Origin of the sequence: Pseudoclavibacter helvolus (assembly GCF_014191305.1) — a bacterium.
Lineage (GTDB): Bacteria > Actinomycetota > Actinomycetes > Actinomycetales > Microbacteriaceae > Pseudoclavibacter > Pseudoclavibacter helvolus.
On record NZ_JACHWJ010000001.1, the window covers coordinates 463,355 to 488,706 of the forward strand.

General features: G+C 67.4%; 23 protein-coding genes and 1 pseudogene. 11 read left to right on the top strand and 13 right to left on the bottom strand.

Features of this window, described 5'->3' with window-relative positions; genetic code table 11:
* Positions 1-8 precede the first annotated feature (8 nt).
* Entirely contained in the window at positions 9-1,460 is a 1,452-nt protein-coding gene (locus FHX72_RS02130) for an RNA polymerase sigma factor (protein ID WP_183622765.1), read from the top strand.
* A gap of 286 nt (positions 1,461-1,746) precedes the next feature.
* Here FHX72_RS02130 and FHX72_RS02135 read toward each other — a convergent pair whose 3' ends face one another.
* Positions 1,747-2,448 (bottom strand): YceI family protein, encoded by a 702-nt coding sequence (locus tag FHX72_RS02135; protein WP_068492372.1) that lies wholly within the window; start codon positions 2,446-2,448, stop codon positions 1,747-1,749.
* A gap of 184 nt (positions 2,449-2,632) precedes the next feature.
* Here FHX72_RS02135 and FHX72_RS02140 point away from each other — a divergent pair, with 184 nt between their 5' ends.
* Entirely contained in the window at positions 2,633-4,360 is a 1,728-nt protein-coding gene (locus FHX72_RS02140) for a long-chain-fatty-acid--CoA ligase (protein ID WP_338110017.1), read from the top strand.
* A gap of 151 nt (positions 4,361-4,511) precedes the next feature.
* Here FHX72_RS02140 and FHX72_RS18750 read toward each other — a convergent pair whose 3' ends face one another.
* Together FHX72_RS18750 and FHX72_RS18755 are read right to left on the bottom strand one after the other, a co-directional pair.
* Positions 4,512-4,889: a hypothetical protein gene (locus tag FHX72_RS18750; RefSeq protein WP_244963960.1), complete on the bottom strand. Its 378-nt coding sequence runs from the start codon at positions 4,887-4,889 to the stop codon at positions 4,512-4,514.
* 142 nt (positions 4,890-5,031) lie between these two features.
* Positions 5,032-5,385, bottom strand: coding sequence for an alpha/beta hydrolase family protein (locus tag FHX72_RS18755; RefSeq protein WP_244963961.1), 354 nt, complete (start codon positions 5,383-5,385; stop codon positions 5,032-5,034).
* 440 nt (positions 5,386-5,825) lie between these two features.
* On the opposite strand from FHX72_RS18755, the gene FHX72_RS02150 reads away from it, so the two are divergent.
* Positions 5,826-6,125, top strand: coding sequence for a DUF4287 domain-containing protein (locus FHX72_RS02150; protein WP_068492380.1), 300 nt, complete (start codon positions 5,826-5,828; stop codon positions 6,123-6,125).
* Positions 6,122-6,550 carry a YchJ family protein gene (locus tag FHX72_RS02155; protein ID WP_338110018.1) on the top strand — a complete coding sequence of 143 codons (429 nt, stop codon included), beginning with the start codon at positions 6,122-6,124 and terminating at the stop codon, positions 6,548-6,550. Before FHX72_RS02150 ends, FHX72_RS02155 begins: the two co-directional genes overlap by 4 nt.
* A gap of 110 nt (positions 6,551-6,660) precedes the next feature.
* On the opposite strand, the gene FHX72_RS02160 is transcribed toward FHX72_RS02155, so the two are convergent.
* Positions 6,661-9,363 (bottom strand): phosphoenolpyruvate carboxylase, encoded by a 2,703-nt coding sequence (locus tag FHX72_RS02160; protein WP_183622768.1) that lies wholly within the window; start codon positions 9,361-9,363, stop codon positions 6,661-6,663.
* A gap of 92 nt (positions 9,364-9,455) precedes the next feature.
* On the opposite strand from FHX72_RS02160, the gene FHX72_RS02165 reads away from it, so the two are divergent.
* Complete coding sequence (locus FHX72_RS02165) at positions 9,456-10,502, top strand: NADP-dependent oxidoreductase (RefSeq protein WP_183622770.1); 1,047 nt, start codon at positions 9,456-9,458, stop codon at positions 10,500-10,502.
* Here FHX72_RS02165 and FHX72_RS02170 read toward each other — a convergent pair.
* The 4 genes from FHX72_RS02170 to FHX72_RS02185 all read right to left on the bottom strand — a co-directional run bounded on the left by FHX72_RS02170 (position 10,472) and on the right by FHX72_RS02185 (position 13,756).
* Positions 10,472-10,972, bottom strand: coding sequence for an SRPBCC family protein (locus FHX72_RS02170; RefSeq protein WP_068492386.1), 501 nt, complete (start codon positions 10,970-10,972; stop codon positions 10,472-10,474). The two genes, FHX72_RS02165 and FHX72_RS02170, sit on opposite strands and share 31 nt — an antisense overlap.
* Before the next feature lie 9 nt (positions 10,973-10,981).
* Positions 10,982-12,046 (bottom strand): DNA alkylation repair protein, encoded by a 1,065-nt coding sequence (locus tag FHX72_RS02175; protein ID WP_244963962.1) that lies wholly within the window; start codon positions 12,044-12,046, stop codon positions 10,982-10,984.
* A 131-nt stretch (positions 12,047-12,177) separates the two neighbouring features.
* Positions 12,178-12,852: a ScbR family autoregulator-binding transcription factor gene (locus FHX72_RS02180; RefSeq protein ID WP_082775302.1), complete on the bottom strand. Its 675-nt coding sequence runs from the start codon at positions 12,850-12,852 to the stop codon at positions 12,178-12,180.
* 67 nt (positions 12,853-12,919) lie between these two features.
* Complete coding sequence (locus tag FHX72_RS02185) at positions 12,920-13,756, bottom strand: AfsA-related hotdog domain-containing protein (protein ID WP_183622774.1); 837 nt, start codon at positions 13,754-13,756, stop codon at positions 12,920-12,922.
* A gap of 201 nt (positions 13,757-13,957) precedes the next feature.
* On the opposite strand from FHX72_RS02185, the gene FHX72_RS02190 reads away from it, so the two are divergent.
* Entirely contained in the window at positions 13,958-14,554 is a 597-nt protein-coding gene (locus FHX72_RS02190) for a hypothetical protein (RefSeq protein WP_183622776.1), read from the top strand.
* A gap of 97 nt (positions 14,555-14,651) precedes the next feature.
* On the opposite strand, the gene FHX72_RS02195 is transcribed toward FHX72_RS02190, so the two are convergent.
* The gene (locus FHX72_RS02195; protein ID WP_082805513.1) at positions 14,652-15,560 is read right to left on the bottom strand and encodes an NAD-dependent epimerase/dehydratase family protein; all 909 of its coding nucleotides are present in this window, start codon (positions 15,558-15,560) and stop codon (positions 14,652-14,654) included.
* A gap of 95 nt (positions 15,561-15,655) precedes the next feature.
* Here FHX72_RS02195 and FHX72_RS02200 point away from each other — a divergent pair, with 95 nt between their 5' ends.
* The 3 genes from FHX72_RS02200 to FHX72_RS02210 all read left to right on the top strand — a co-directional run bounded on the left by FHX72_RS02200 (position 15,656) and on the right by FHX72_RS02210 (position 19,055).
* Positions 15,656-16,834 carry an aminotransferase class I/II-fold pyridoxal phosphate-dependent enzyme gene (locus FHX72_RS02200; RefSeq protein WP_183622778.1) on the top strand — a complete coding sequence of 393 codons (1,179 nt, stop codon included), beginning with the start codon at positions 15,656-15,658 and terminating at the stop codon, positions 16,832-16,834.
* Between the two features lie 105 nt (positions 16,835-16,939).
* A complete protein-coding gene (locus FHX72_RS02205) occupies positions 16,940-17,599 on the top strand; it encodes an ABC transporter ATP-binding protein (protein WP_183622780.1) in 660 nt (219 codons plus the stop codon).
* Positions 17,589-19,055, top strand: coding sequence for a hypothetical protein (locus FHX72_RS02210; protein WP_183622782.1), 1,467 nt, complete (start codon positions 17,589-17,591; stop codon positions 19,053-19,055). Before FHX72_RS02205 ends, FHX72_RS02210 begins: the two co-directional genes overlap by 11 nt.
* Here FHX72_RS02210 and FHX72_RS02215 read toward each other — a convergent pair.
* Positions 19,040-19,459, bottom strand: coding sequence for a dihydrofolate reductase family protein (locus FHX72_RS02215; RefSeq protein WP_244963963.1), 420 nt, complete (start codon positions 19,457-19,459; stop codon positions 19,040-19,042). The two genes, FHX72_RS02210 and FHX72_RS02215, sit on opposite strands and share 16 nt — an antisense overlap.
* A 276-nt stretch (positions 19,460-19,735) precedes the next feature.
* On the opposite strand from FHX72_RS02215, the gene FHX72_RS02220 reads away from it, so the two are divergent.
* A complete protein-coding gene (locus FHX72_RS02220; RefSeq protein WP_183622784.1) occupies positions 19,736-20,779 on the top strand; it encodes an LLM class flavin-dependent oxidoreductase in 1,044 nt (347 codons plus the stop codon).
* Positions 20,780-20,798: 19 nt separating this feature from the next.
* Here FHX72_RS02220 and FHX72_RS02225 read toward each other — a convergent pair whose 3' ends face one another.
* Complete coding sequence (locus FHX72_RS02225) at positions 20,799-21,362, bottom strand: dihydrofolate reductase family protein (RefSeq protein WP_068478184.1); 564 nt, start codon at positions 21,360-21,362, stop codon at positions 20,799-20,801.
* A gap of 157 nt (positions 21,363-21,519) precedes the next feature.
* On the opposite strand from FHX72_RS02225, the gene FHX72_RS02230 reads away from it, so the two are divergent.
* Positions 21,520-21,936 carry a hypothetical protein gene (locus tag FHX72_RS02230; RefSeq protein ID WP_183622786.1) on the top strand — a complete coding sequence of 139 codons (417 nt, stop codon included), beginning with the start codon at positions 21,520-21,522 and terminating at the stop codon, positions 21,934-21,936.
* Here the strand turns inward: FHX72_RS02230 and FHX72_RS02235 are convergent.
* Together FHX72_RS02235 and FHX72_RS02240 are read right to left on the bottom strand one after the other, a co-directional pair.
* Positions 21,924-23,234, bottom strand: coding sequence for an ISL3 family transposase (locus FHX72_RS02235; protein ID WP_183622788.1), 1,311 nt, complete (start codon positions 23,232-23,234; stop codon positions 21,924-21,926). The genes FHX72_RS02230 and FHX72_RS02235 overlap by 13 nt on opposite strands.
* Before the next feature lie 117 nt (positions 23,235-23,351).
* Positions 23,352-24,663: pseudogene (locus tag FHX72_RS02240) on the bottom strand (ISL3 family transposase).
* Positions 24,664-25,352: the final 689 nt, after the last annotated feature.

The following is a 25,352-nucleotide window of genomic DNA, read 5'->3' on the forward strand; positions in this document are numbered from 1 at the left end:
CTACGGCCATGAATGCCCCACAACGAGGCGGTGAAGCGGGCGACGAGGTCGCCGCCCGCTCACCGAGCTTGTCTGACCATCCCGGCTCACGCCCCACGCCCGTCTCGCCGGGCGGGCTCGCATCGCCGCGTACGATCGCGTCGCCTGGCGAGCCCACGTCGGAGGGCCCGTTCACGTTGCCTGATGAGCCCGCGTCGCCCGGCCGGCCCGCGTCCGCTGCGGCCGTCGCGGCCGTCTGGCGCATCGAGAGCGCCCGCATCGTTGCGACGTTGACGAGAGTGGTGGGCGACGTCGGCCTCGCCGAGGACCTCGCGCAAGAGGCTGTCCCCGACGCGCTCGCGCAGTGGCCGGCATCGGGCGTCCCGGTCAACCCTGGTGCCTGGCTCACGGCCGTCGCCAAACGCAAGGCCATCGACGGCTGGCGCCGCCGCGACCGGCTCGACGACCGCTACAGCGCCATCGCCCGCGACCTCAGCGAGCTGGATGCCGCGGCCAACGACACCTGGGAGCCGATCCGCGACGACGTCCTTCGCCTCGTCTTCGTCGCCTGCCACCCTGCTCTCTCGAGGGAAGCGCAGGTGGCGCTCACCCTCCGCATCGTCGGCGGCCTCACAACCGACGAGATCGCGCGCCTCTTCCTGGTCCCCGTCGCGACCGTGCAACAGCGCATCGTGCGCGCCAAGAAGAGCCTCGCCGCCGCCAAGGTGCCGTTCGAGACGCCGGACCCGAATGAGTGGTCGGCGCGGCTCGGCGGCGTGCTCGCCGTGATCTACCTGATCTACCTGATCTTCACGGAGGGCTACGCAGCCAGCTCAGGCGACCGGTGGCTTCGGTCCGACCTCGCCGCAGAGGCCCTGCGTCTCGGTCGAACCCTCAGCAGCATGCTGCCGCGCGAGCCCGAGGTGCTCGGTCTTCTCTCGCTCATGGAGCTGCAGAGCTCACGCTTCGCAGCCAGGGAAGCCCCGGACGGCACGCCGACCCTCCTCGCGGACCAGGACAGGCGACGCTGGGACCGCTCTGCGATCCTCCGCGGAAGATCCCTGCTGGCGAAAGCGGATGCGCTCGGCAGGGGGCGAGGCAGCTACTGTTTGCAGGCCGCCATCGCCGAACGCCACGCGGTCGCCGCATCCGTGCAAGACACCGACTGGCCTCAAATCGTCCTGCTCTACGAGGTGCTTGGGCGGCTGGCTCCCAGCCCCATCGTCGAACTCAACCGCGCCGTCGCCGTCTCCATGGCGACCGGGCCCGCGACTGCCCTCGCGATCGTCGACCGGCTCGGCGCATCCGGTGCACTCGGCCGAGGCCCCCTGCTGGCGAGCGTCCGCGGAGAGTTGCTGACGCAGCTCGGGAGGACCGACGAGGCCAGGTCGGAACTGAGCGTCGCCGTCGAGCTGACGGGCAACGAGCAGCAGCGCCGCGTGCTGCAAGGGAAGCTCGACGCGCTCGACTCAGGAGCTTGATCTTCAGCGCTGAGCGCTGAGTGCTGAGTCGTGCGCCCTGAGCCCCGCGCCCCGCGCCCCGCGCCCCGCGCCCCGCGCCCCGCGCCCTGAGCCCTGAGCCCCGCGCCCCGCGCCCTGCGCCCTGCGCTCGGGGCGACACCTCACCTCACCGAAGCGCCGCCGACCAATTTGCGTGACAGACGAACGGTCTCGGCCGAGTTCCGGCTGGACCAGCCGGTTTCGTCACGCAAGTTGGTCAGCGGCGCTGGGAGGATGAACCGCGGAGGATCAACCGCGGGGAGAACTCCTACGCGCGCTCGAGCACCAGAAGGAACTCGACGTCGCCGGTCGGCTCGACCGAGACGAAACCGAGGTTCGGGGCCTCCACGCCGTAGTCGGCGAAGGTCACGGGGATGCTGCCAGCGACCTGCACGTTGTCACCATCGATGCCAGCCGTGATGTCGATGCTCACCTGCTGGCTGACGCCGTTGAGGGTGAGCGTGCCGGTGGCGGGGATCGTCTCTTGTGTGCCCTCGGCGAGTCCCTCGAGCGCGGCGACCGGCTCGTCGAGCGTGAAGGTCGCCTCCGGGTTCGTGGCGGTGTCGAGGGCTGAGCTGCGGAAGTATTCGTCGCGGCGTTCCTCGTCGGTCGCGATGGAGGCGACGTCAACCGTGATGTCCGCCGCCGTGAGCTCGGTTTCGGTGGTCGTGAGGGTGCCCGAGACCGTCTCGGTGCGCCCTGTGACGGTTACGTCCGTGCCGTTGAGGACCTCGTCGACGCGGTAGCCGGCGTAGGAGCCCGCGGCGACGGTCCACGAACCGGCGAGCGAGCTGGCGTCGCCGGTGCTCGGTGTCGTCGACTCGATCTCGAGGGCAGGAGCTTCGGCGGCGGGCTCGGCGATGACATCGCGGTAGATCATGGGGCCGAACACTGCGGCGACGATGCCGATCACCACGACGACAGCCGCGATGACGATGCCGATGGTGGCTTTCTTCGATGGCTTCTTCATGGTTGTAGCTTGAAGCACTTTTCTATTGAGGGCCTATGGGTTTGACTTCGCCCGTGTTTGGGACCGGATGCACACCCGGGTCCGCACAGCGACGCGGCGACACGCACGGCTCCAACACAAGTGGCTCGTCCTAGGCTTCGAGCGCACAGCTGTGCGCGCAGCCGTGATCGTCGAAGGGACCCTGGTGAACGACGCCAACGAGACCAGCAACAGCTCCGCCCTCGCGGCCCGGCCCTGGCTGGCCGCCTACGCGGACGACGTCCCGCACGACATCCCCGAGGTGCGAGAGTCCCTTGTTGACCTGCTCGACAACGCCGTGAAGCGATTCGGCTCGCGCCCTGCCCTGGAGTTCTTCGGAGCCGAGACGAGCTACGGCGAGCTCGGGGACCAGGTCGCCCGTGCTGCTGAGGGGCTGCGAAAGCTGGGCGTCGGCGCTGGCGACCGGGTCGCGCTTGTGCTCCCCAACTGCCCCCAGCACGTCGTCGCCTTCTATGCCGCTCTCCGCCTCGGCGCCATCGTGATCGAGCACAACCCGCTCTACACGGCCCGCGAGCTGCGGCACCAGTTCGAGGACCACGGCGCGAAGATCGCGATCGTGTGGGACAAAGTCGCCGACCTCATCTCCGAGTTGCCGAGCGACGTGGTTCCCGAGAAAGTCATTGCCGTCGACATGACCACGGCGCTGCCCTTCGGCAAGCGGCTCGCGCTGCGCCTGCCCGTCGCGAAGGCGAGAGACTCCCGCGACGCTCTGACGGCACGCCCCTCGGACCGCCGCGTGCTCAAGTGGGAGCGAGTCGCGAACGCCAAGCGCATCTCGAAGCGAGTGCCGAGCCCCGCCCTGGACGACGTCGCCCTGCTGCAGTACACGAGTGGCACGACGGGTAGCCCCAGGGGCGCCATCCTCACCCACCGCAACCTGCGCGCCAACGCGGCGCAGGGGCGGGCCTGGGTCCCCGGCCTCACTGAGGGGCGTGAAGTCTTCTACGGTGTCCTTCCGCTCTTCCACGCCTATGGGATGACGCTATGCCTGACCTTCGCGATGAGCATCGGTGCGAGGCTCGTGCTCTTCCCGAAGTTCGACGTCGACCTCGTGGTCGCGGCAGCCAAGACGTCACCTCCCACGTTCCTGCCAGCCGTGCCGCCCATCTACGACGCCCTCTCGCGGGCCGCCTCCCGCAAGGGCGTCAGCTTCACGAGCATCCGCTTCGCCATCTCCGGCGCCATGAGCCTTCCCGTGAAGACCGTGGAGCGCTGGGAAGAGGTCACCGGCGGGCTGCTCGTCGAGGGATACGGCATGACGGAAACGTCGCCCGTCGCGCTCGGCAACCCCGTGGGCCCGACCCGCCGCCCCGGCACCGTCGGCGTGCCGTTCCCGAGCACGCACATCCGTGTCGTCGACCCGGACGACCCGAGCGTCGACCGTGCCGCCGGAGAAGCGGGCGAGCTACTCATCCGCGGACCGCAGGTCTTCCAGGGCTACTGGAAGCGCCCGGACGAGACCCGCGAAGTGCTGCTCGTGGGCGGGTGGCTCCGGACCGGCGACATCGTCACCGTCTCCGAAGACGGCTTCGTGACGGTCGTCGACCGCAAGAAGGAACTCATCATCACGGGCGGCTTCAACGTGTCGCCCTCTGAGGTAGAGGAAGCGCTGACCGCTCATCCCAATGTCGAGGGAGCTGCCGTCGTCGGCCTCCCGCGCTCGTCCGGCGGCGAGGATGTCACCGCCGCCGTTGTCCTCCGCGACGGGGCGACGTTCGACGCCGACGCTCTCCGCGACTTCTGTCGGTCGCGCCTCGCCTCCTACAAGGTGCCGAAGCGGGTTGTCCTGGTCGACGAGCTGCCGAAGTCGCTCATCGGCAAGGTCCTCCGCCGACAGGTTCGCGATGGGCTCGTGGCCAAGCGCGGCGAGTAGGCGGCGGGGGCGCCGAGCGGCGCGGTCTCCGCTCGTTGTGCCTCCGGTCTGCGCTCGTCCTGCCTCTGGTCTGCGCTCGTAAGCGCGCAAACCGGGAGGCCTAGAGGCGGCAGTCGGCGGGCGGCAGCTGGCTGTCGGCTGATGCTGAACGCTAGGCGGTCGCAGCGCCGGCCATGGCGGTAGCTTCGGTGTGCGAAAGGCGCGCGTCGAGCCAGTCGAGCAGCACCTCGTTCACCGCTGTGCGGGCGAGCGGCTCGCAGTGCGAGTCGGCACCGTTGACCGCCGTGAAGTGCACAAGCTCCGATTCGGGAACGAGAGCGGCGAGCTGCTCTGACTGGCCGGGCCAGAACTGCTCGTTCTCCGGCGCCGTCACCAGCAGCGGCGTCGAGATCGAGCTCGCGAGCTCCGGCGTCAGACGGTACTTCCCGACCTCGCGGTAGACCGCGAAGTAGCCGGTGCTCGAGTAGGGCTTCGCGCGGAAGCTCCAGACTGCGCGCTCTGCTGCGCTGTGGCCGAGGCCGAGCTTCATGTACTGGTCGAAGTGCTTGGAGTCACCCCTTTTCGAGCTCGTGTCGCAGCGGCGAGGGGAGGTGCTTGACCCAGGAAGTCGAGACGTCCGTCACGCCGGGGTCGACGATCGCCGCCACCACTCGGTGCTCGAAGGCGAGTGCTCACGGCACCCAGTACCCGGCCTGGCTCACGCCATAGACCGCGATGCGCGATGCGTCGATGCCGGGCAGGGCCATGGCGTGGTCGAGAACCGGCGTCAGCACGGCCTCGAAGTCAGGCCTGAAGTGCGACCCCGCAACGAGTTGGCTCTGCTGGCCCGGCCCGTCGAAGTACAGAACGGCGTAGCCGCGAGCCGCGGCCGACGCGCCAATGGTCGCGTACAGGTCCGTCAGCGTCCCGTCGCTGCCGTTGACGAGAACAAGCAGCGGCGCGCCACCGTCTGACGCAGGCGCATCCGGCCGCTGCAGGTAACCGGGGAGGCCGCCCTTGCCATACCTGATCGAGAGGTGCTCCAACGGGACGCGCCTCAGTCTCGCGTGTCGATCCCAGGCTGCGCGGTGCATGGCGAACGCGTTCGCGGAGCCATTGGGCGGACGCCGTCACGTTGCGGCCGTTGCTCGTCGAGACCTCCGCGAGCTCCAGCGTGGCCTGGGCTCTCGCGAACCAGGCCCTGATCCACGACTCCCGCTTGCCATCCTCGATGGCGGCGAGCGTCGCGAAGATCTCGCCAAGGTCACCGGCACCCGCGCCGACCGAGCCGAGGACTATCTTGGCTTCGAAATTCTGGTCTGCGTCGTGGAACAAGGGCCGCGACAGTGCTGGATGGTGCGACATAACCACATCATCCTCCCGTCGTCGTGCGTCGAACCCGATCCGCAGGGAGTTGAAAGAATGGCGGCTCGCTAGGATGCCAGCACGGTCGCCGACCAGCGGCGAATCCAGGGAGGGTGCATCCATGTCGTTCCAGTCGTACCTCGACAACATCGAGGGCAAGACGGGCCTCACGCCGCGTCAGTTCATCGCGATCGCGGAGGAGAAGGGCTTCGACGCCCAGGACACCAAGGCCGGCGTCATCCTCGCCTGGCTCAAGGAGGACTACGACCTGGGGCGTGGCCACGGCATGGCCCTCGTGCACGTCATCAACAACGGCCCGAAGATCAGCGACAAGCACGTCGGCAAGCCGGGGGCGCACGGCGATGAATCCGACACGCTGTGGCTCGACGGTGTGGCCAGCAAGCCCGCGGCGGGGGAGTGACCTCGCCGACGGCAGCGACAGGCAGCGGCGTCGACGGCTCGCCGTCGGACGGGCCCTGCCCCTGCGGGAGCCGGCTCGGGTACGGCGCGTGTTGCGGAGTCTTCCACGATGGCTTCCCCGCGCCGACGGCCGAGACGCTCATGCGGTCCCGCTACTCGGCGTTCGCACTCGGGCTGCCCGGCTATCTTGCTGAGACCTGGGCCGACGAGACGCGGCCCGACGAGATCGATCTCAACGACGGCACCGTCTGGCGACGCCTCCAGATCGTCGACACGGTCGATGGCGGGGCGGGGTCGCAGGCGGGCATCGTCGAGTTCCGCGCGTCCTATCGCGACTCCGACGGAGGTGGTCTGCTCCACGAGCGCAGCCGCTTCGTTCGCGAAAGCGGCCGCTGGGTCTACGTCGACGGCGAGATCCTCGGCTAAGTCGTACCGGCTGGTCTCGAGCCGTGGACTTCTCGGCGCGAGCACGCAGAGATGGTCGTCATCGGGCTCGGATGACGACCATCTAGCTTTGTTTGCGAAGCAGCCTGGCGTCAGCCCGTGTTCTGCAGGCCAGCCGCGACACCGTTGACGGAGAGTAGCAGGAGCCGCTGGAGTTCGGCCGCCTCGTCGGCGTCCGGCTTCTTGGCGTCGTCGCGAAGTCGGCGCAGCGCCCGCAGCTGGAGCAGCGAGAGCGCGTCTACGTACGGGCTGCGCATCTTCACGGCGCGCTGCAGCACAGGCTTGCGTTCGAGCAACTCCGCACCGCCCGTGATGCGGGTGACCCAGCTTGCCGTGAGGTCAAGCTCGCCCGTCACGAGCTCGGCGAGCTCAGGCCTGTCGCCCAGTTCGAGGTAGCGGCGCGCGATGCGCGCATCCGTCTTCGCGAGGCTCATCGCGACGTTGTCGATCATCGAGCGGAACAGTGGCCACTCCGCATACGCGGCCTGCAGCTGGTCGAGGTCTCCGACCGCCTCCAGGGCAGTACCCAGCCCAAACCAGCCGGTGAGGTTGATGCGTGCCTGCGTCCACGCGAACACCCACGGGATGGCACGAAGATCCTCGAGTGACTCAACCGAGAGGCCGCGGCGCGCTGGGCGTGAGCCGAGCGCGAGCATGCCAACCTCTTCCATCGGGGTGACTCGAGCGAACCATGGTGCGAAGCCCGGCGCCTTGACGAGCGCGAAGAATCGCTCGCGGGAAGCCGCATCCATCGTTGCCGCGACGCTGGAGTACTTCTCCGCGGCGTCGGCATTCCGCGACTCCGTCGAGGGAGCAGAGGCGAGGAGCGTCGCCGAGATGACCTGGTCGATGTGCCGCGCGGCGATGTCCGGGTCGCCGTACCTGGCGAAGATCACCTCGCCCTGCTCGGTGAGCTTGAATCGGCCGTCGACCGAGTGTGGGGGCTGCGCGAGGATCGCCACGTTCGCCGGTCCGCCACCGCGGCCGAGGGCGCCGCCGCGGCCGTGGAAGAGCGTCAGCTCGATGCCGTTCTCCCGCGCCCAGGCTGCAATCTGACTCTGCGCCTCGTAGAGGGCGAGCGTCGCGGCGACGGGGCCGACGTCCTTCGACGAGTCGGAGTAGCCGAGCATAACCTCGAGCTTGCGGCCGTTCGCGGCGAGCAGCTCGACGACCTCAGGCTGCTCGAGCATCTCGGCGAGGATGCGGGGTGCCGCCTGCAGGTCGGCGAACGTCTCGAAGAGCGGGATCACGTTGAGGGCTGGCGGCGTCGCGCCCGGCCCCGTGGCCGCAACCGCCAGCTTGTAGACGTTGGCGATATCCTCCGACGACTGCGTGAAGGACACGATGTAGCGGCCGGCGGCGCGAGGCCCGTGGCGTTCCTGGATGAACGCGATCGAACGGAACACGTCGAGCACCTCGGCGGTGAGCTCGCTCGGCTCAGCATCCGAGGACTGCTCCGCGAGCTCGGCAAGCACCTTGCGGTGAACCTGGGAGTGCTGGCGCACCTCGAGCTCCGTGAGGTGGAAGCCGAAGGTCTCCACCTGCCAGATGAGGTGCTGCAGTTCACCGTAGGCGTGGCGCCCCGCGCCGGCCGCTACGAGCGAGGCCTGCAGGATGCGCAGCTCGCGCAGCAGTTCGTCCGGCACCTTGTAAGCCAGGTCAGCATTGCGGCGTCGGGTGGCCTCGATGCGCCGCGCGATGAGCAGCAGGACCCGGCGGTGTGGCTCCCCAGGTGAGCGCTGCGCGATCTCGGCGGCGGCCGCCTCGTCGGCGCTGCCGAGGCGCGCGAGCAGGGTTGCCGCAGCAGCGTCAAGGGGGGTCGTGTCTGAACCGAGCGTGAGCGTGCGACCGATGCGAGCGGATGCGCGCTCGAGGCCGAGCAGAACGTGCTCGGAGGCGATGACTGCTGCCTGACGGCTGACCTTCGCTGTCACGAACGGGTTGCCGTCGCGGTCTCCACCGATCCAGGAGCCGACTCGCACAAACGGCTCCGCGATGGGCGCAGCGGTGCCCGAGAGCGCGCCCTGCAGCGCTTCGTCGACGCGGCGGTAGACGCGTGGCACGGTCGTGAAGAGCGTCTCGTCGAAGACAGCCATGACGGTGCGCACCTCGTCGACGGGTGTCGGCTTGTCGCTGCGCAGCGGCGAGGTGCGCCACAGCAGGTCGATCTCCTCGAGCAGGCGACGCGTGAGCTCCTGAGCGGCCGGGCTGCCTTCGGATGCACCTCCCAGCAGGCGCAGTTCGTCGCGTTCCTCGAGCAGGTCGCTGATGCGCCTGATCGCCGACGAAACCGCGCGTCGGCGAGCCTCCGTCGGGTGCGCCGTGAACACCGGGTGGAAGCGGAGCGCGCGCACCCGCTCGGCGGCACCGTCCGCGCCGATCTCTTCGCTCAGGCGCGCGAAGGCCTGCGAGATCGTGTCCTCCTGCTGCTTCGCGGGTGATGCCCCGCGGGCACGTAGAACGCGGACACGGTGGTGCTCCTCGGCGAGGTTCACCAAGTGGAAGTAGCAGGTGAAGGCTCTGGCGACTTCGTCGGCCCGGGCCGGCGACAGCGTATCGACGAGCTCCTCGGCGGATGCGAAGTCGTCGTCCGCGGATATGCCGCCATGCTCGTAGGCCGAGATCGTCAGGCGACGGAGCCGCTCGACGTCGCTGAGGAGGTCTGCGCCTCCCGTCTCAGTGAGGACCTGGCCGAGCAGGGTGCCGAGGAGGTGCACGTCAGAGCGCAGCTCATCTGGCAGTTCAGCGCCAGCCTCAGTGCGGCTGGCGGGGGAGTTCGTGGGGGCTTCGAGCATGAACACAGGCTACCGACGCTGTGTATCGACAATGTGACACGTCATCGATCATGACCGGGAATGACATTTGCGCGAGTGAAGTTGCCTTCCGCATGGGTTCAGCAACGTCGTCAACAGCACACTTGGCATCGCAGGGTGCCGACCGAGTCCGCACGGCCCAGGCCGCTCGGTACGGGAGCCCGGAGGACCTGAGGGTCGTTGAAGGCTCCCTTGAGGCGCCGGCCGCCAACGAAGTGACGATCGAGACGCGTGCGATCGGGGTCAACGGCTTCGACGCAAAAATGCTGTCAGGGGTGTTCGGGCGTGACGAATCGGCCCTGCCGCTCGTGCCAGGCCTCGAGCTTGCCGGCGTCATCACCGCGGTCGGCGACCAGATCGCCGCTGACGGAAGCTTCACGATCGGCGACGAGGTAGTGTCGGCCATGTCGAGCGGGGCCTACGCGACATCCGTCAACCGCGACGCGGCGGGGCTGCTCCACAAGCCGAGCGACCTGACGTTCGAGCAGGCCGCCGGGCTCGTTGTTGTCGGCGGAACGGCGGCCCAGCTGGTCGCAGCAGCAGCGCCGATCGAGGGGCAGACGATCCTCATCCACGGCGCATCCGGTGCGGTCGGGCGCCTCGCAGCGCAGTTGGCGATTGCCGACGGCGCGCGCATTATCGGCACCGCCTCTCCCAAGCACCACGAGGGGCTGCGCGAACTCGGTGTCGAGCCCGTCTCCTACGGCGAGGGCCTCGAACAGCGTGTGCGCGACATCTCGCCAGACGGCGTCGATGCCGCCCTCGACACCGTCGGCAACAACGAAGCCATCGACGTGTCGCTCGCGCTCGTCGGCGACCCCAGGCGGGTCTTCACGATCGCCGGCTTCGCGCGCCTCGACTCGGGCATCGTCCCCATCGACGGCAGGCCAGAGCAGCCCGCCGCTGAGGTGCGAGTCGCCTCACGGCCGGGGCTCCTGCGATCGCTCGCGACGGGGCGATCTCGTTCCCCATCGCTGCGACGTTCCCCTTCGAGCAGGCGGCAGAAGCCCTCACTCTCGTGGCGAGTGGTCGGGCCGGCAGCAAGGTCATTCTGGTGGTCGGGTAACCGGGGCTCTCCCGCGGTCAGGGGTCACGCCTCGGAGGACGGGCTCTCGAGGTAGTCCTCGAATACGGGCTTCTCGAGCCCGTCTTTCGCCGCGAGCATCGTGTCCAGGTAGAAGTTCCAGCCGGCCAGTACGTCCTTCAGCATGGCTACAGGAACATCGAAGTGCTCGAAGATCAGCAGCGTCGCGTCAGCAACTTGGTCAGCGGGTGGGTTAGCGGTCGAGGCAGGGCCCTCCAACGTGATCCGCAGATGCCACGAACCCGCGGCATCCTCGGTCGTGACCTCGAGCACGCTCGGCGCTTCGCAGCGTCGGATCGTCGCCCCGCTTGCGGGGGCTCCCTCCTCGGCGACGAGCTGCAGGCCGATCTGGCCGGCGCTCTCGTCGATGTAGTGCCAAGGGCCGATCCACTGCGCGGTCTTGTCGCTGTGCGTCAGCCACGGCCACAGTTCTTCTCGAGATACCGCGACGGTGCGCTCGATGCGGATCGACTCAGTGCCGGCAGCGGCGGAGGTTTCTTCAGACATGGGGGTATCTCAGCACACGTCTTCGGGAAGCAGGTCGAACTCCGCGAAGCCGTGTCGAACGCCGTTGACCTGCAGCTCGACCGCGTGCGTGCCCGGGTGATAGCGGCGCGTCGTGATCGGCTTGATGGAGTGGCGCTTCGAGATGGTGAGGGATGCGCCGGGCGCGAGCGTCGTCGTCGAGATCTTGAAGGTCTTCGGGGTCCGACTCCCGTCGGCCTTGACGTGGTGCACGACATAGTCGACAACGAGGTTCACTGGTGTCTCGCCGCGGTTGCTGACGACCGCGCCGATGAGCAGTTCCTCGCCGAGGACAATGCTCGTGCGGTCCAGCGTCGGGCCGTCAACAACAACTTCGGCGGAGCCGAAGCCGAGAAGGCCAAGAGCCACGGGATCGCCGCGCTTCACGAGCGTCCTGAGGGCGTGGCGCACAAGCTTTGGCGTGTTCTCGTCCCCGTCCGAGAGCCAGGCGGCGGCCATCTCGCACACAAGCGCCGAGTCGTGCCTGCTGATGTCGTTGAGGTGGTTCGCGACCGACCGGCGAACGTACTCGCTCTCGTCTCGGTACAGCGCATCCAGGATTGGCGCCGCCAGTCGAGCATCGCGAGTGATCGCCGCCACACGGGTGCCCCACGGCAGGTAGGGGCGGGTCCCCTCGGACGCGAGGCGCCGCACGTGTTCATCGTCGCTCGTGGTCCACTCGAGCATGATCTCCAGCGTCCGCTCGAGTCGTGCGCGCAGCATGGCCCGCACCGCCCATTCGCACGTGAGCCGAGGGGTCAGTTCGGCGAGCAGCTTCATGCCATCATCGAACGCGCCGTCACTGCCATCTGCAATGGATGAAGCCGAGACGGCGCTCGAGACGGGCCACACCATCCACCCGGTGAGCGTCGGCGACTGCAGCGCACGCCGCACGATCGCGGCGAACTCCGAATACGGCACGGGCAGGTCCGCCACGAGGGAAGACGCGAGGTGTGAGCTCCGAGCGCCGAGGGCGAGGTCATCGAGCTCCGCGGTCGCGCTTCGGGTTGCTGCAAGCGAACGCCCGTCTGAGACCGACTCGAACAGGTCTGTCATGGCCGTTGCCTGCGGGCGTCCCAGTAGTTCGTCAGCGAAAGGCATGTGCCATCTCTTCCCGGCGCGATGTCACTCGCGCGGCCGGCTCGCCCGAGCGCCGCAGTCAAGGCGGCGGCGCGCGGCGACGATTTTCAGTCGTTCACCACATACTCGCTGAAGACGGCGTCGAGCAGGGACGTGACGCGCTCAGCGTTCTCGGGCGGTGCGAGGCCAGGCAGGATGATCCGCCAGTGCAGGGCAACGCGATCAACGATGTCCTGACGCTTGCTGACCGCGCCCGAGAGCAGCTGTGTGCCCGTGAACGTCGACACGAGCAGCGAACTGAGGTCGGCCGCCCTGAACTCTCGGCGCAGGTTTCCCTCACGCTGGCAGATCTCGATCAGCGGCTTGAGCCGGGCAAGCCAGTCGAGGTACGGGCCGTAGGCGAGGAAGTTCGAACCGATCTCCGTCGTCACCAGCACTCCCGCGAGGACAACAACGTCCGTGCGGAGGAGCTCAGCGAAGGCGACCGAGACCTTGAGGAGTGCCTCCATGCCGCTGGTCGCCGTGCCCGTTGCATCCGTCACGGTCTGCGTGGCGCGAGCTGCGTACTCAGCCAGGACGGCCTCGGCAACCGCATCTCGCGTCGCGAAGTGGTGGTAGAAAGCGCCGTTCGTCACACCGGAGTTCGCGCGGATCCGCGCAAGCGTCGATCCCGCGAAGCCGTATTCCACAAACGTCATGGCGGCCGCCTGAACCAAGCGGCTCCTGGTTTCGACGCTGCGCTGCTGTTGCGGCGCGCCGGCAGGACGGGGGAGGGCACTCATAGCCAGTGAGTGTAGTGACGATCGGGTCGGCTACCTGCGCAGTCGTGCGGCGAGTGGTCGCCCAAACTCACGAAGCACACTTGACTTCGGCCACGCTCTCCTCGGCCTGAGCGGCCGCCGTCGCGACGTGCTTCCCGAAGCGTCTGGCGCTGATGGAGACCACTTCGCCGATCTCCGCGAAGCGAGGGCACACAAGCGACACGTTGTGAGGAGGCTCCCCAGTGAGGTGCTCATGCGCTTCAATGCCAGCTTGTGCGAAGAGCATGCCGGGAATGTGGTCGACGTCGTGGTCGAAGATGAGGCGGTTCGCCGAAGGCCAGCCGAGGTGCGCCTGGAGGTCAGTGCCGTCCACGGACACTTCGTCGAGCGCGTCGTCGGTTGTGGGATCAGCTTGACGCGGCACCCGAAGGTTTCGACGCCGGAGGGCCTCATACGTGCGCCGAGGTACGCACCGGAACGATCCGGAGCCGGTCGCCACCTCTTCGCCTTCGAGCTCGAACACGGCATGGGCGGTCATCTCGTCGCAGCGGCCTGCGTGCACTCGGGCATTGCTGATGTGGACGGCAGCGGTCATCTCCGAGGCCCGAGTGGCGATCGCGCGTGCGAAGGGCTCCGAACCCTGGAAGCTCAGCTTGTTGAGAAGAAAAGCCCAATCCAGCGGAATGCCCCCTGCCCGGTGGCCCATGAGGAGGCCCAGCTGGCGCGTGACCTCGAGGCCGAGCAGAGTCGGCGACGTTACGGCGTGCAGCCTGCCTCTCCCGCCGACTCCCTCAGCGGCTGTCTGAATCGGCTCGACCACGGCACGAAGCCTCGCGCGGTAGTTGTCTGGTCGCACCTCCTCGACAGTCGCGACGAGCATCGTCTCCTCGCTGTCCTTGTGCACAAGTTCCCGACTTACACGCATCTCTGCTCCTTCGGATTCGCTCTTCGGGCACGAACGCGGCTCTCATCGGGGAAGCCGCTCCCCGGCTTGACGCGTCAACGTGCGTCTCGCTGGATGTGAAGAGGGCTTCGTCATCGAATGCCCACAAACAGAGCGTCCTGTATGTTACCTTGCCCGAAGGGGGCATCTAAACATCAGTGGTCAAGAAGTGACGGGGGAGTCATGGGAGTGCTCGTTCATCCGGACCAACAAGTGCACCCCGCGGTGCAGCGGGCGCTTGATGACGGACGGTTGCGTGCCGTCTCGAACCATCGCTCGGGCCATCCCTGGCTCCTCGCGCGTCATTGGGAGCGCACCCTCACGGAGGTCCGCACCAAGCACCTCGATATCGTCATCCTTAGTCACCTTGACGGCGAGACGGCAACCGCGGTGGTGCTGCTGGCGCAGGGGCGGCGGACACTCGAGGAGCTGGATGACCTGCAAATGCTGCTCCCGGAATCGACGATCGTGATCGCGAAGGACGAAGCGGGGGAGACCCGCGTCGAGGGGGCACTCGCGGGGCAGAAGCGAGCCGTGTGGGTGGAAGAGGGCTCAGTGGCGTTCGTGAGCGACGACCGTGGGCTCCTCATGGATATCTTCGCGCTCGGTGGCGAACGTCAGGGGCGCGACCCACAGGGTGACGATCGGCAGGAGAGAGTCGGTTGGATGCCGCTCTGGACTGTCCCGACGGGGATGTGGCTGCATACGAATACCGGCGCCATCCCTCGCGTTCGCGCCGTCGCCGCGGCGGGGACTGCGCGCGCAAGTCGGCCGAGCTGACCCAGCACGCCGGATGGCCCGCGCGGGCGACGGCACCACCGGCGGCGCCGGACGCTGTGCGCGCCGGACGGTGCGTGCGCCGCTGGAGTTTCCTGCGTCAGGCCTGCAGTGTGGCGGCGTACCAGTCGAGGTCAGCCTGGGTCAGCCGGACGCCCTCCTTCGCGCGCACGCCCGTGCGGCTGCTGAGCAGCTCGCCGCTGTAGCTGTGGTCGACGTAGGCGCGCTGCAGGAGCTGAGCGGGGACCTGCGCCAGGAGTGGGTGATCGATGGGGGTGTCACGGTCGGAGAGCGTGATTCCGAGCTGGTCGGCGACGAGCGTCAGGATCTCTCGAAATGTAGCCGGGGCGGGGTCTGCTGCGTGGAAGACGGATTCCTCGATCGTGTCGAACCCGATCGCGAGGGCCGCGCCCTGTGCTGCCAGCGTGGAGACGTGAATCGTCGACAGCCGTGCGCCGCCGCCGCCCACCCAGCCGCTAACTGCCTGCACCCCAGCAAGCGCTGTCGGTAGGAACCAGCGATCCCCAGGGCCGTAGGTCAGTGCTGCCCTGACCACTTTGCCCCCTGCTTCCAAGACGTGGGACTCGCCTTCGTTCCGCGAGGCGCTTGCTACGGACATCGGATGTGCGGAGAGCTCGCCCTCCCGGGCGAGCCGGTGTGGGCCAGGGCCGTAGACAGCGGTTGTGCTCACGTAGACGATTCGTGTTGCCGTGCGCCGGCACTCGCCAACGAGAGCTGCCGTTCCGAGGTCGTTCACGGCAGTGGCGACGCTCGCGTCCGCGCCGACGTAGCTCGCGGCGTGGACAACAACGTCCACTCCGGTGGTGAGTCCCTCGAAGCTCGACGGGTCCGTCAGATCGGCGCGGAAGATCTCGGTCTTGCTGTCCGGCGCGGCGGAACCTGGGCTCCTGACCAGGAGTCGGACCCCCGACACATCTGGCATCGATTGCAGCTGCTCCTGCACGGCCGCGCCGACGAACCCTGTTGCTCCAGTAAGAAGTACCTTCATGCCGCCCCCAGCTCTGTACCGTTCCGATCAGCGTATCTGCAGGAAACCGCGAGTGCCGGCGCCCGACGACGGTCGGGCACTGACATCCTTGATCCATGAAGCTCTCGCACCGCGCCCAGACAGTCGAGCCGTTCCACGCCATGGCCTTCGGGCAGCGTGCCGCCGAGCTCGAGGCGCACGGACACCGTGTTGTGAAGCTCTCACTGGGGGAGCCGGACTTCGGTGCGCCCCCGGCCGTACGCGAGGCGATGCGCGACGCCATGGACGGTCGGCCACTCCCGTACACGGTGGCGTTCGGCCTGCCAGCGCTTCGTGAGGCGATCAGTGGGTTCTATCGCTTCCGCCACGGGGTCGACGTCGATCCGGCGCGCATCGTCGTGACTTCGGGCGCGTCCGCTGCCTTACTGCTCGTGGTGGCAGCGACAACCGACACGGGCGACGACGTCATCATGGCCGACCCGTCGTACCCCTGCAATCGTCAGCTCGTGCAGAGCTTCGGCGGTCGCGTGGTCAGCGTGCCGACAACCGTCGAATCGCGCTACCAGATCGATGCGCGCAGCGTCGAGCAGGCCTGGACCGAGAGCACGTCGGCGCTCATGGTCGCGACGCCCTCGAACCCGACGGGCACTTCGGTCCCGTTCGACGAACTGACCGCGATCTGCGAGTTCGCCCGCGAGCGAGGAGCCTGGCGCATTATCGACGAGATCTACTTGAACCTGTCCGACCCAGGTTCGGACGGCAGTCCGCCGCGGAGCATCCTGAGTGTAGATCCGGACGCCATCGTCATCAACAGCTTCTCGAAGTACTTCGGCATGACCGGGTGGCGACTCGGCTGGGCGGTGCTGCCAGAGGTGCTTGTTCCGGCCGCTGAGAAGCTCGCGACGAACTACTTCCTCTCGGCCTCCGCGCCGGCGCAGATCGCGGCACTGTCAGCGTTCACGCCAGAGTCGCTGGCGGTCTGCGAGGAACGCCGACTCGAACTGGCCGCTCGGCGGGCGGTCGTGCTGGACGGACTCGAAGCCATCGGACTGCCCGTTCCCGTGCTGCCTGACGGTGCCTTCTACGTGTACTTCGACGTGGCAGGCACAGGGCTCACGGCGTGGGAATTCTGCCGCCGCGCCCTCGAGGAGGAGCTCGTCGCCCTCACCCCCGGGCGAGACTTCGGGTCCAACACTGGTGAGACGCACGTGCGGCTCTCTTACGCTGCATCCCGGAGCGAGCTCGTGGAGGGGCTGAGCAGGCTCGGCAAGTTCGTGCGGGAGCTGCGCGACTGAGGTCACCTGGCTGCTCACGATCCGCCGAGGCAGAGGCTGCGGGCCATTGGGTGGTGCTGGTCGGCGAGACTTGCTCGTCTCCACGTGGGCGGGGAGGATAGCTGCATGGTAGCAGTCCTCGTCGAAGACGCGTCCTTCAATCGTGGCGGCGTGCTGGTGCTCGCAGGGGTGACGTTCAACGTGGCGGAGGGGTCGGCCCTGTGCCTCACGGGGGCGAATGGCTCGGGCAAGACAACCGTGTTGCGCGCGCTGTCTGGCGTTGTGCAGCCAAGTGCGGGGCGAATCCTCGTTGCTGGTGAGCCAGTGGATGAGCGAAGTCCAGCCTTCCGGCGCAGGCTCGCCGCGTTGGTCGGTTCGGTTCCCTTTTCCCTCACCCTGACCGCCAGGGAGCATCTGATCGCGGTCTCCTCTTCCTGGGGCTCCAGCGTTACCGACGCGAAGGCCACAGCCGACCGTGTGCTGAGTCGGCTCGGTCTCGATCAGCTCGCTGAGCGCTTCCCGCACGAGCTCTCCTCCGGGCAGTTCCAGTTGCTCTCCCTGGCTACGGTGCTGGCGCGCCCGTTCGAAGTGCTGGTGCTCGACGAACCAGAGCAGCGCCTTGACGCTAATCGGCGCGAGTTGCTCGCGCGCATTCTCTCTGAGGAACGTGAGCGCGGAGCGGTCGTTGTCATCGCGACTCACAGCCAGTCGCTCCTCGATCAGCTGCAGGCGTCGGAGTTCGACCTCGGTCGGCAAGATGGTGAGGGGCGTCAACGTGCGGCGTGACGGCGCCTACCGTGTGTACTTGGTTGTAGCTGTCGGCCTGGTTGCGGTGGCGCCGCTGGTGCGGATGCTGTTCCTCGCCCTCTTGGAGCCTTCGTCGCTTGTTTGGCTCTCCTCAGGGGACTTCGCGGGGCAAGTGCACCTGCTTGCGGCGGCGGTGGTGCCTGTCGGCCTGATCGTCGGTACGGTCCGCGGGTCGGCACTCCTGTCGCCATTCGCCACCGTGACGCTCGCTTCCAACCACCTACCAAGGCGTGTGACGCTCCGCCGTGCCTTCCAGCGGACCCTTCTGGTGGTCTCTGTTGCGGCCGTCGGGCTGGCTGTCCTCCTCGGAAGTGCACTTGTTGTGGGGGCCGCCGGTTCACCGCTTGCCGCACTGAACTTGGTGGCCGCTGCCGCCACGCTGGCCTGCCTCGGTGTCGTGGCGGCCCTTGTGGGCGAGCTGCTGGGCAGCGCGCGGGCGTGGGGAGCGGCGGCCCTGTTCGGCGCCTTCGGACTGTCCCCGATCGGTATCGGGGCGTGGCTGTCCTCGACTTGGGCAGACTTGTCGGCTGGGGCCGCCGCAAGCGGGTCGGTGCCCGCGGGCACCGGCGGTGCAGGACTCGGCGGCGTGCTCTGTCTCGCTGCAGCTGCCGTTCTTGCGCTGGCGTGTGTTCCCGCGCTTCTTGACCGCCTGCGAGGTGATGTCTTGCTCATGCAAGCCAGGCGCCGCGAGGCTGCCCAGATGGCAGTGGCCACTGGCGAGCTGTCGGATGCGGCAGCGCCGTACCGCGAGCCACCGACGATCGGTCGGCGGCTGCCGGCGGTTGTCGGCGGGCCCCGCGCCGTTGCCATGCTGGTGCGTGACGCGGTGGGCGCACTCCGAACGCCGCAGCGAACGGTGCTCGGTGTCGCCGGATTGGCGTGCGCCCTGCTGCTGCTCGGAGTGACGCAGGGCCCGGGTGGCGTCGGCACGTTCGCCGCGGTGGCAGCCGCCCTCGGTTCGGTTGCGGTCTACCTTTCGCTCGGCGCTTTTAGTGACGGGTTCAGGCAGGCCGCCGAGGCGGCGGCCGGCCCCGCGGTCTTTGGAACCCCAGTGGGGGAGCAGTTCTTACTTCATGCCGTGTTCCCCGTGCTCCTGGTCGTTCTTACGGTCGGGGTCACGGCGATGCCCTCCGGCGGCAGCCTTGCCCCTCTCCTTGGCGGTCTCGCCATGGTCGCGGTGCGCGCGTACGAGGCCGCGCGCGGTTCGCTGCCCCCGCTGCTGCTGACGCCCATGCCGAGTGAGATCGGCGACCTTTCGGCGTTGGCGCGCCTTGTCTGGCAGTTTGACTCGGTGCTCATCGCGGCGGGGCTCGGCGCGGCGACCATGCTGTCCTGGTCTGCCGGGCTTCACGTCCTCTCATTTGCGGTACTCGGAGCGGGAGCCTCGGTGCTTGCTCTCGCGACACGCGTGCGGCTTCGTCAGAGTCGCGGGTAGCGAACCTCGTAGTGTGCTTCCACGAACTGGCCATGGGCCTGAGCTGAGGTCAGGTGGAGAGCCTCCGATTCGATGCGTCTGGGAAGAACGGGGGCCCCAGATTCGAGGGTGACCGGCGCGATCGACAGGCGCAGTTCGTTGAGTCGACCTGCATCGTAGAACTGCCCGGCCAGGTCTCCACCGCCAACAACCCAGACGCTGCCCTCGCCAGCGGCGGCCGCAATGTCGTCGAAGTGGTCGTCGACTGCACTGCGAACCACCCGGATGTTGAGGCCATCAGGAACGGGAAGGTCTCTCGTGGAGAACACGAACGTGGGGCGGTCGGCGTAGGACGCACGCCACTTGTCCGGATGCTCGTCGAGCCCCTCGTGGGCGTAGACCCACTCGTAGGTTGTGGAACCCATCACCAGGGCGCCGATGCCGTCGAGGAACGCGCCGAAGGCGTTGTCTTCCGGCTGGTCGACTACGAAGAGTCAGTCGAGCGAGTTGTTGTCGTCCGCGATGAAGCCGGAGAGGGTGGTGGCGGTGTTGTAGATCACGTGAGTCATGCGAGCAAGTTAACCCCGACCACCGACAAAGACGAAGAGCGCCGAACTGGAACCGATAAGACGCGGCACTGCGGAATCCGACACGCGACTGACTCTGGGAATGCCGGGCGCATCCCAGGCGCTGTGACATGCATGCGCAAGAAAATCGGCTTCCTCTCGTTCGGTCACTGGCACCCGTCTCCGCAGTCGGGAACACGTACCGGAGGTGACGCGCTTGTGCAGTCGATCGAGCTGGCCGTCGCCGCCGAGGAGCTGGGCATCGACGGCGCCTACTACCGGGTCCACCACTTCGCGCGGCAGCTCGCCGCGCCGTTCCCGCTGCTAGCAGCGGTCGGGGCTCGGACGAGTCGCATCGAAATCGGCACGGGCGTCATCGATATGCGCTACGAGAACCCGCTGTACATGGCAGAAGAGGCGGCCGCGGCCGACCTCATCAGTGCGCACTCCGGTGGTGTGGGGCGACTGCAGCTCGGCCTGAGCCGTGGGTCACCCGAGCCGGCCCAGGACGGTGCTCATGCGTTCGGGTTCACCCCGCCCGAGGGCAAGACCGACGACGAGCTGGCGCGCGCCAAAACCGAGCTCTTCCGCGCAGCCATCAACGGTGCCGGACTCGTAGCGGGCAACCCGCAGATGACGGGGTCCACAGCTCCGCTTCCTATCCAGCCGCAGTCTCAGGGGCTCGACGACCGAATCTGGTGGGGTTCAGGGAGCCGCGCGAGCGCAGTTTGGGTGGCGGAGCAGGGCATGAACCTCATGAGTTCGACGCTGCTCACTGAGGACACCGGTGTGCCGTTCGACCAGCTGCAGGCCGAGCAGATCCAGGGCTTCCGTGATGCGTGGGCGGCCGCCGGCCACGCACGAGAACCGCGGGTATCCGTGAGCCGAAGCGTCATTCCGATCACAACCGACGAAGACGTCACCTACTTCGGCGGGCGCGGCGGGAGCGAGGGGGACCAGGTCGGCATGCTGGAAGGTATGCGCTCCAGATTCGGGCGCACCTATCAGGGCACGCCCGACCGCATCGCCGAAGAGCTTGCGGCAGACGCGGCCGTCCAATCGGCCGACACGCTGCTTCTGACGGTGCCGAATCAACTTGGCGTGGCGTACAACACCCGCATGCTCGCAACGATCGCCGAGCACATCGCTCCGTCGATCGGCTGGTCCCGGGAGGCCTAGCCGCCGCCGCTTGGCTCGCCTATCGAATGACGCCGTAGCGGAGATGCACGACGCCGGACTCGAACGTGCGGGAGTCGAGCAGCTGGAGCTTCGTGCGTCGGTTGTTACGCGAGAAGAACGGGGTGCCGCCGCCGACGAGCACGGGGCAGACGCGGAGTAAGTACTCGTCGATCAAGTCCAGATCGGCCACTTGATGAGCGAGCTCGGCGCCGCCGATCGCGATTGTGCCATCGCCAGGTTCGGCCTTCAGTTGCGCGATCTCGTCGGCGAGGCTGGCTCCCGCGAGTCGGGTATTGCCCACGACCTCCGAGATTGAGTTCGAGAAGACGACCTTCGGGAGGGCACGCCAGAGCTCGGCGAACCCGAGCTCGAGTTCGCCCCAGTCCTGCTCCTCGGCACCCGGCTCCCAGTAGACCATCGTCTCGTAGAGGCGCCGGCCCATGAGATGCACGTCGGCGCCGCGGACCTCATCGGTCGCCAGACGGAAGACTTCCTCGCTTGGGTCACCCCAGTCGAAGTGGCCGTCCTCATCCTTGATGTAGCCGTCCAGCGTGAGGGCGAGGGAGTAGGTGACCTTGCGCATGACCGAACCTCCTTGTTCGAGAATCTGAACCTACCACCGGGAATCGACGCGCACGAAGGTAGGGGCGGACCAGCGAGACACGCCTAAGGATCTGGGTTTTTCTTGGCTTGCTGCGACGTGGACGTGGATTGTCGGTGGTCCGGTCCAAGCTGTGGTCATGAACGACTTCGACGACGATGGTGAACCGCTGAAGGTTTTGGGGCTTGATCCTCACGACCCGGCGTCGGTCGTGGTGTGGCGAGAGTTCCTGTTGGATTGGGATGCGCACCTTGCTGTCATGGCGGCAGCGGTGGCTGCGGATCAGGTGCGGGTGCGGGCGAAGTTGGCTGAGATGGCGTCGGTGCTGGATGCGTTGGAGGGCACCACGGAGCACGCCATGCATGTGCAGTCGGTCGCGGCGGAGGTCGCGTTGATCGAGCAGATCGGGCAGTCGGCGGCCGAGGGCGCGTTGTCGGACGCGGGTATCGCGGTGCGCGAGTTCCCCGGCCTCGTGGACGCGCTCGGTGACGGGAAGCTCAGCGAGGAGCAGCTGCGGGTCCTCACGGGGGCTGGGTTGTCGGCTCATCGCGTTTGAGAGTGTAGATAGGGCCTGAATCCTCCGGTCTCGAGGAGTGATCTTGCGATGTAGTGGGTCAGGTTCCGGAAGCCGAGCGCGATACCGCGGAGGTGCTCGAGGCGCCCGTTAATGGCCTCGGTCGGGCCGTTGCTGCTCCCGGGATGATCGAAGAACGCGAGGATGTCGGCGGCCCGGCGCTTGAACGTGGTGCCGAGCGTTGCCAGCTCCGGGACCGTCTTCGCGGTAGCCTCGGCGAGCGCATTGATCACGGCGCGCAGCGCGGTCTTCCCGAGCTGCTTCCGGGGTTCTCGATAGGCAGTGATCACGCGTTGATAGATCGTCCAGACAGCCTCGACCTCGGCATGCTCGGGGTTCGCGAACACGCTCTCGAGACGCCCGATCTGACGCTCAGTGAGGAGCGTCGTCCCGGTGCGCAACGCTCGCCTGACGCCGTAGAGCGGGTCGCTCGTGCGGCCGCGGTGTCCGGTCGTTGCTTGCTGGACTCGCTGCCGGCAGGTATCGAGGGCGTCACCGGCCAGCTTCACGACATGGAACGGATCGAGGACCTCGACCGCGTCTGGGAGCTGTTCGACCGCGGCGGACTTGAAGCCCGTGAACCCGTCCATCGCGACGATCTCGACACCGGTGCGCCATGCGTCGGGGCGGGCTTCGAGCCAGTCCCGGAACACGGCCTTCGATCTGCCCTCGACCATGTCCAGAAGGCGGGATGGGCCTGTCTTGGCGCGGATCGGGGTGAGGTCGATGATCACGGTCACGTACTTGTCTCCGTGTCGCGTGTGTCTCCAGACATGCTCATCGACCCCGATCGTGGTGACGTGCTCGAAACGGCGCTCATCGTCGATGAGCAAGCGATGCCCTTCGGCCAGGACGGCGCGGTTCGCGGCGTCCCAAGACACATCAAGCGCTTCAGCGACTCGCGCGACCGAGAGATGCTGACACACGAGCGAGACCAGACTCCATCGCAGCGCGGCTCGGGAGAGCTTCGCGCGAGGTGCGGCCGCGGCGGTCGTGTCTTGCCGCCAAACGTGCTTGCAGTGCTCGCACCGGTAGCGGCGCACCTGGAGCAGGAGCACAGTAGGTCGCCATCCGGAAGGTTCGTGCGCGAGCCTGCGCGTCACCGAGTCTCTCAGCCTCCCCTGGCTGCCGCAGCGGTGACACCAGTCATCGGCCTCAACGACCCGGCACATGAGGACCGTTCGCTCGTGCGTCACGAGCTGCCCGGTCACCTCCAGCCCGAGGTCGTCAAGACGGCAGAAGGTCGTGAGGTTCGGCGACTGGAGGGTAGCGTTACGCATGTCGAGGTCTCTCGGATGGGTGTGTAGGAACTTCCATCCTGGGAGACCCCGACCTCTACCAGCGCAAAGACGCGCTACCCCACTCCTACACTCTCAAACGCGATGAGCCGGGTTGGCTCATCGCAATCGAGGGTGTAGGTGGGATCTGAATCCTCCGGCTTCGAGTAGCGATCTGGCAACATAGTTCGTCAGGTTTCGGAAGCCGAGCGCTGAGCCTCTGAGGTGTTCGAGGCGACCGTTGATCGCCTCCGTGGGGCCGTTGCTGGTGCCGGGGCGGTCGAAGTAAGCGAGCACGTCAGCGGCGCGCTGTTTCAACGTTCGGCCGAGGCGGCGGATCTCGATCAGCGCGGTGGGAACACCGCTGGTGACGGCGTCGATGACGGCCTGCATCATCTGCTTGCCCTTGGTCTTGTCCGGTTCACGGTAGGCGGCAACGATGCGCTGGTAGATTCCCCAGGTCGCTTCAACCTCAACATGATCATCACCGGTGAATAGTGCTTGAAGGCGTGCGCGTTGCTTGTCGGTGAGGAGGCTGTCGCCGGTGTGCAGGGTGCGGCGGGCCTTGTAGAGCGGGTCGCCCGAACGGCCTCGATGCCCGAGCGTGGCCTGCTGAACGCGTTGCCGGCACCGATCCAGCCCGTCGCCGGCGAGGCGGACGACGTGGAACGGATCCATCACGGGGACCGCGTCGGGCAGCTCTTCGGCGGCGGCGGTCTTGAAGCCGCTGAACCCGTCCATCGCGACGACCTCGATCCGATCTCGCCACTGTTTCGGCCGCTGCGCGAGCCACTGCTTGAACACTGCCTTCGAGCGTCCCTCGACCATGTCCAGCAGTCGCGCGGGGCCGGTCTTGTCCCGCACGGGGGTGAGGTCGATGATGACCGTGACGTATTTGTCGCCCTTGCGCGTGTGACGCCAGACATGCTCGTCGACACCGATGGTGCTCACGCCGTCGAAACGGTGAGGGTCATCGATTAGACGTCGCTTGCCTTCGGCGAGGATCGCGCTGTTCGCGGTATGCCAGGACACCCCAAGCCCGGCGGCGGCACGAGAGACGGTGAGATGGTCGACCACGAGAGCTTCCAACGCCCACCGCACCCCGCTTCGGGAGATCTTCGTCCGCGGCGACGATGCCTTCGACATGTCCTGCCGCCAGGTGCGCTTGCAATGATCACACCGGTATCGACGAACCCGAACCTGCAGCGTCGTGGGCCGGTGACCGAACGGCTCATGCGCAAGACAACGAATCACCGTATCCCGAATGACGCCCTCGGCGCCGCACCCCCCGACACCACGGATCAGCCTCAACGGCCCGGCACTCGATCACCGCCCGATCCGGCTCCAGGCGCTGCCCGACAGCTTGCAGGCCGAGCTCGTCAAGGCGACAGAAGGTAGTCAGATCGGGCGCGGCAAAGGTAGCGTGGAACACGTCGAGGTCTTTCCGGTGGACAGCGTAGGAACTTCCATCCTGGAAGACCTCGACCCCTATCCACCAATCGCCGCGCGCATCCTGACTACACCCTCATCTGCGAAGAGCCACTAATTATCCAACAAACCACGCGAATAATCGAGGGTTGCGAACTCATGGCCGGATTCGTGCGACAGCCTCGCCTCTGCAGACACCACCACGTCATGAATCACGCCACCGCCTGGACCGCCACCCAACTCCCGGCGGCGTCATGCAACTCCGCACCCCAAGCGGCAAAATCATCACCGACCGACCCGAACACCACGACGTCCACTTCACACCCAACGACGAAAATCTCGGGCCATTGGAGCCATCGTCCTGGAGTAGTGGGGCGAGCCCGCCCGCCGTTGAGCCTTCGAAGAGGTCGGCTGCAGATGACGCTCCGTTCTGACCGAGGCCGGACCGTCGCGGAGCGCAGGCGATGCCCGGCCCCCGGCGAGGCTCTACGGGAGCATCCGACAACGCTGGGTGATGCCGAGCGGCAACGTGCGACGACGCTGCGCGATGGCGTACGGAAACGTCCGAGGACGCTGCGCGAGGCCGGACGGAGACGCCCGGCGACGCAAATCGGCAGGGCGTGCGGCGGAGGGCCCGGGGCGCACCGTCGAGGTGGACGGACAAGCGGCGGCACGGCCAAGCTGCCCGGGAAT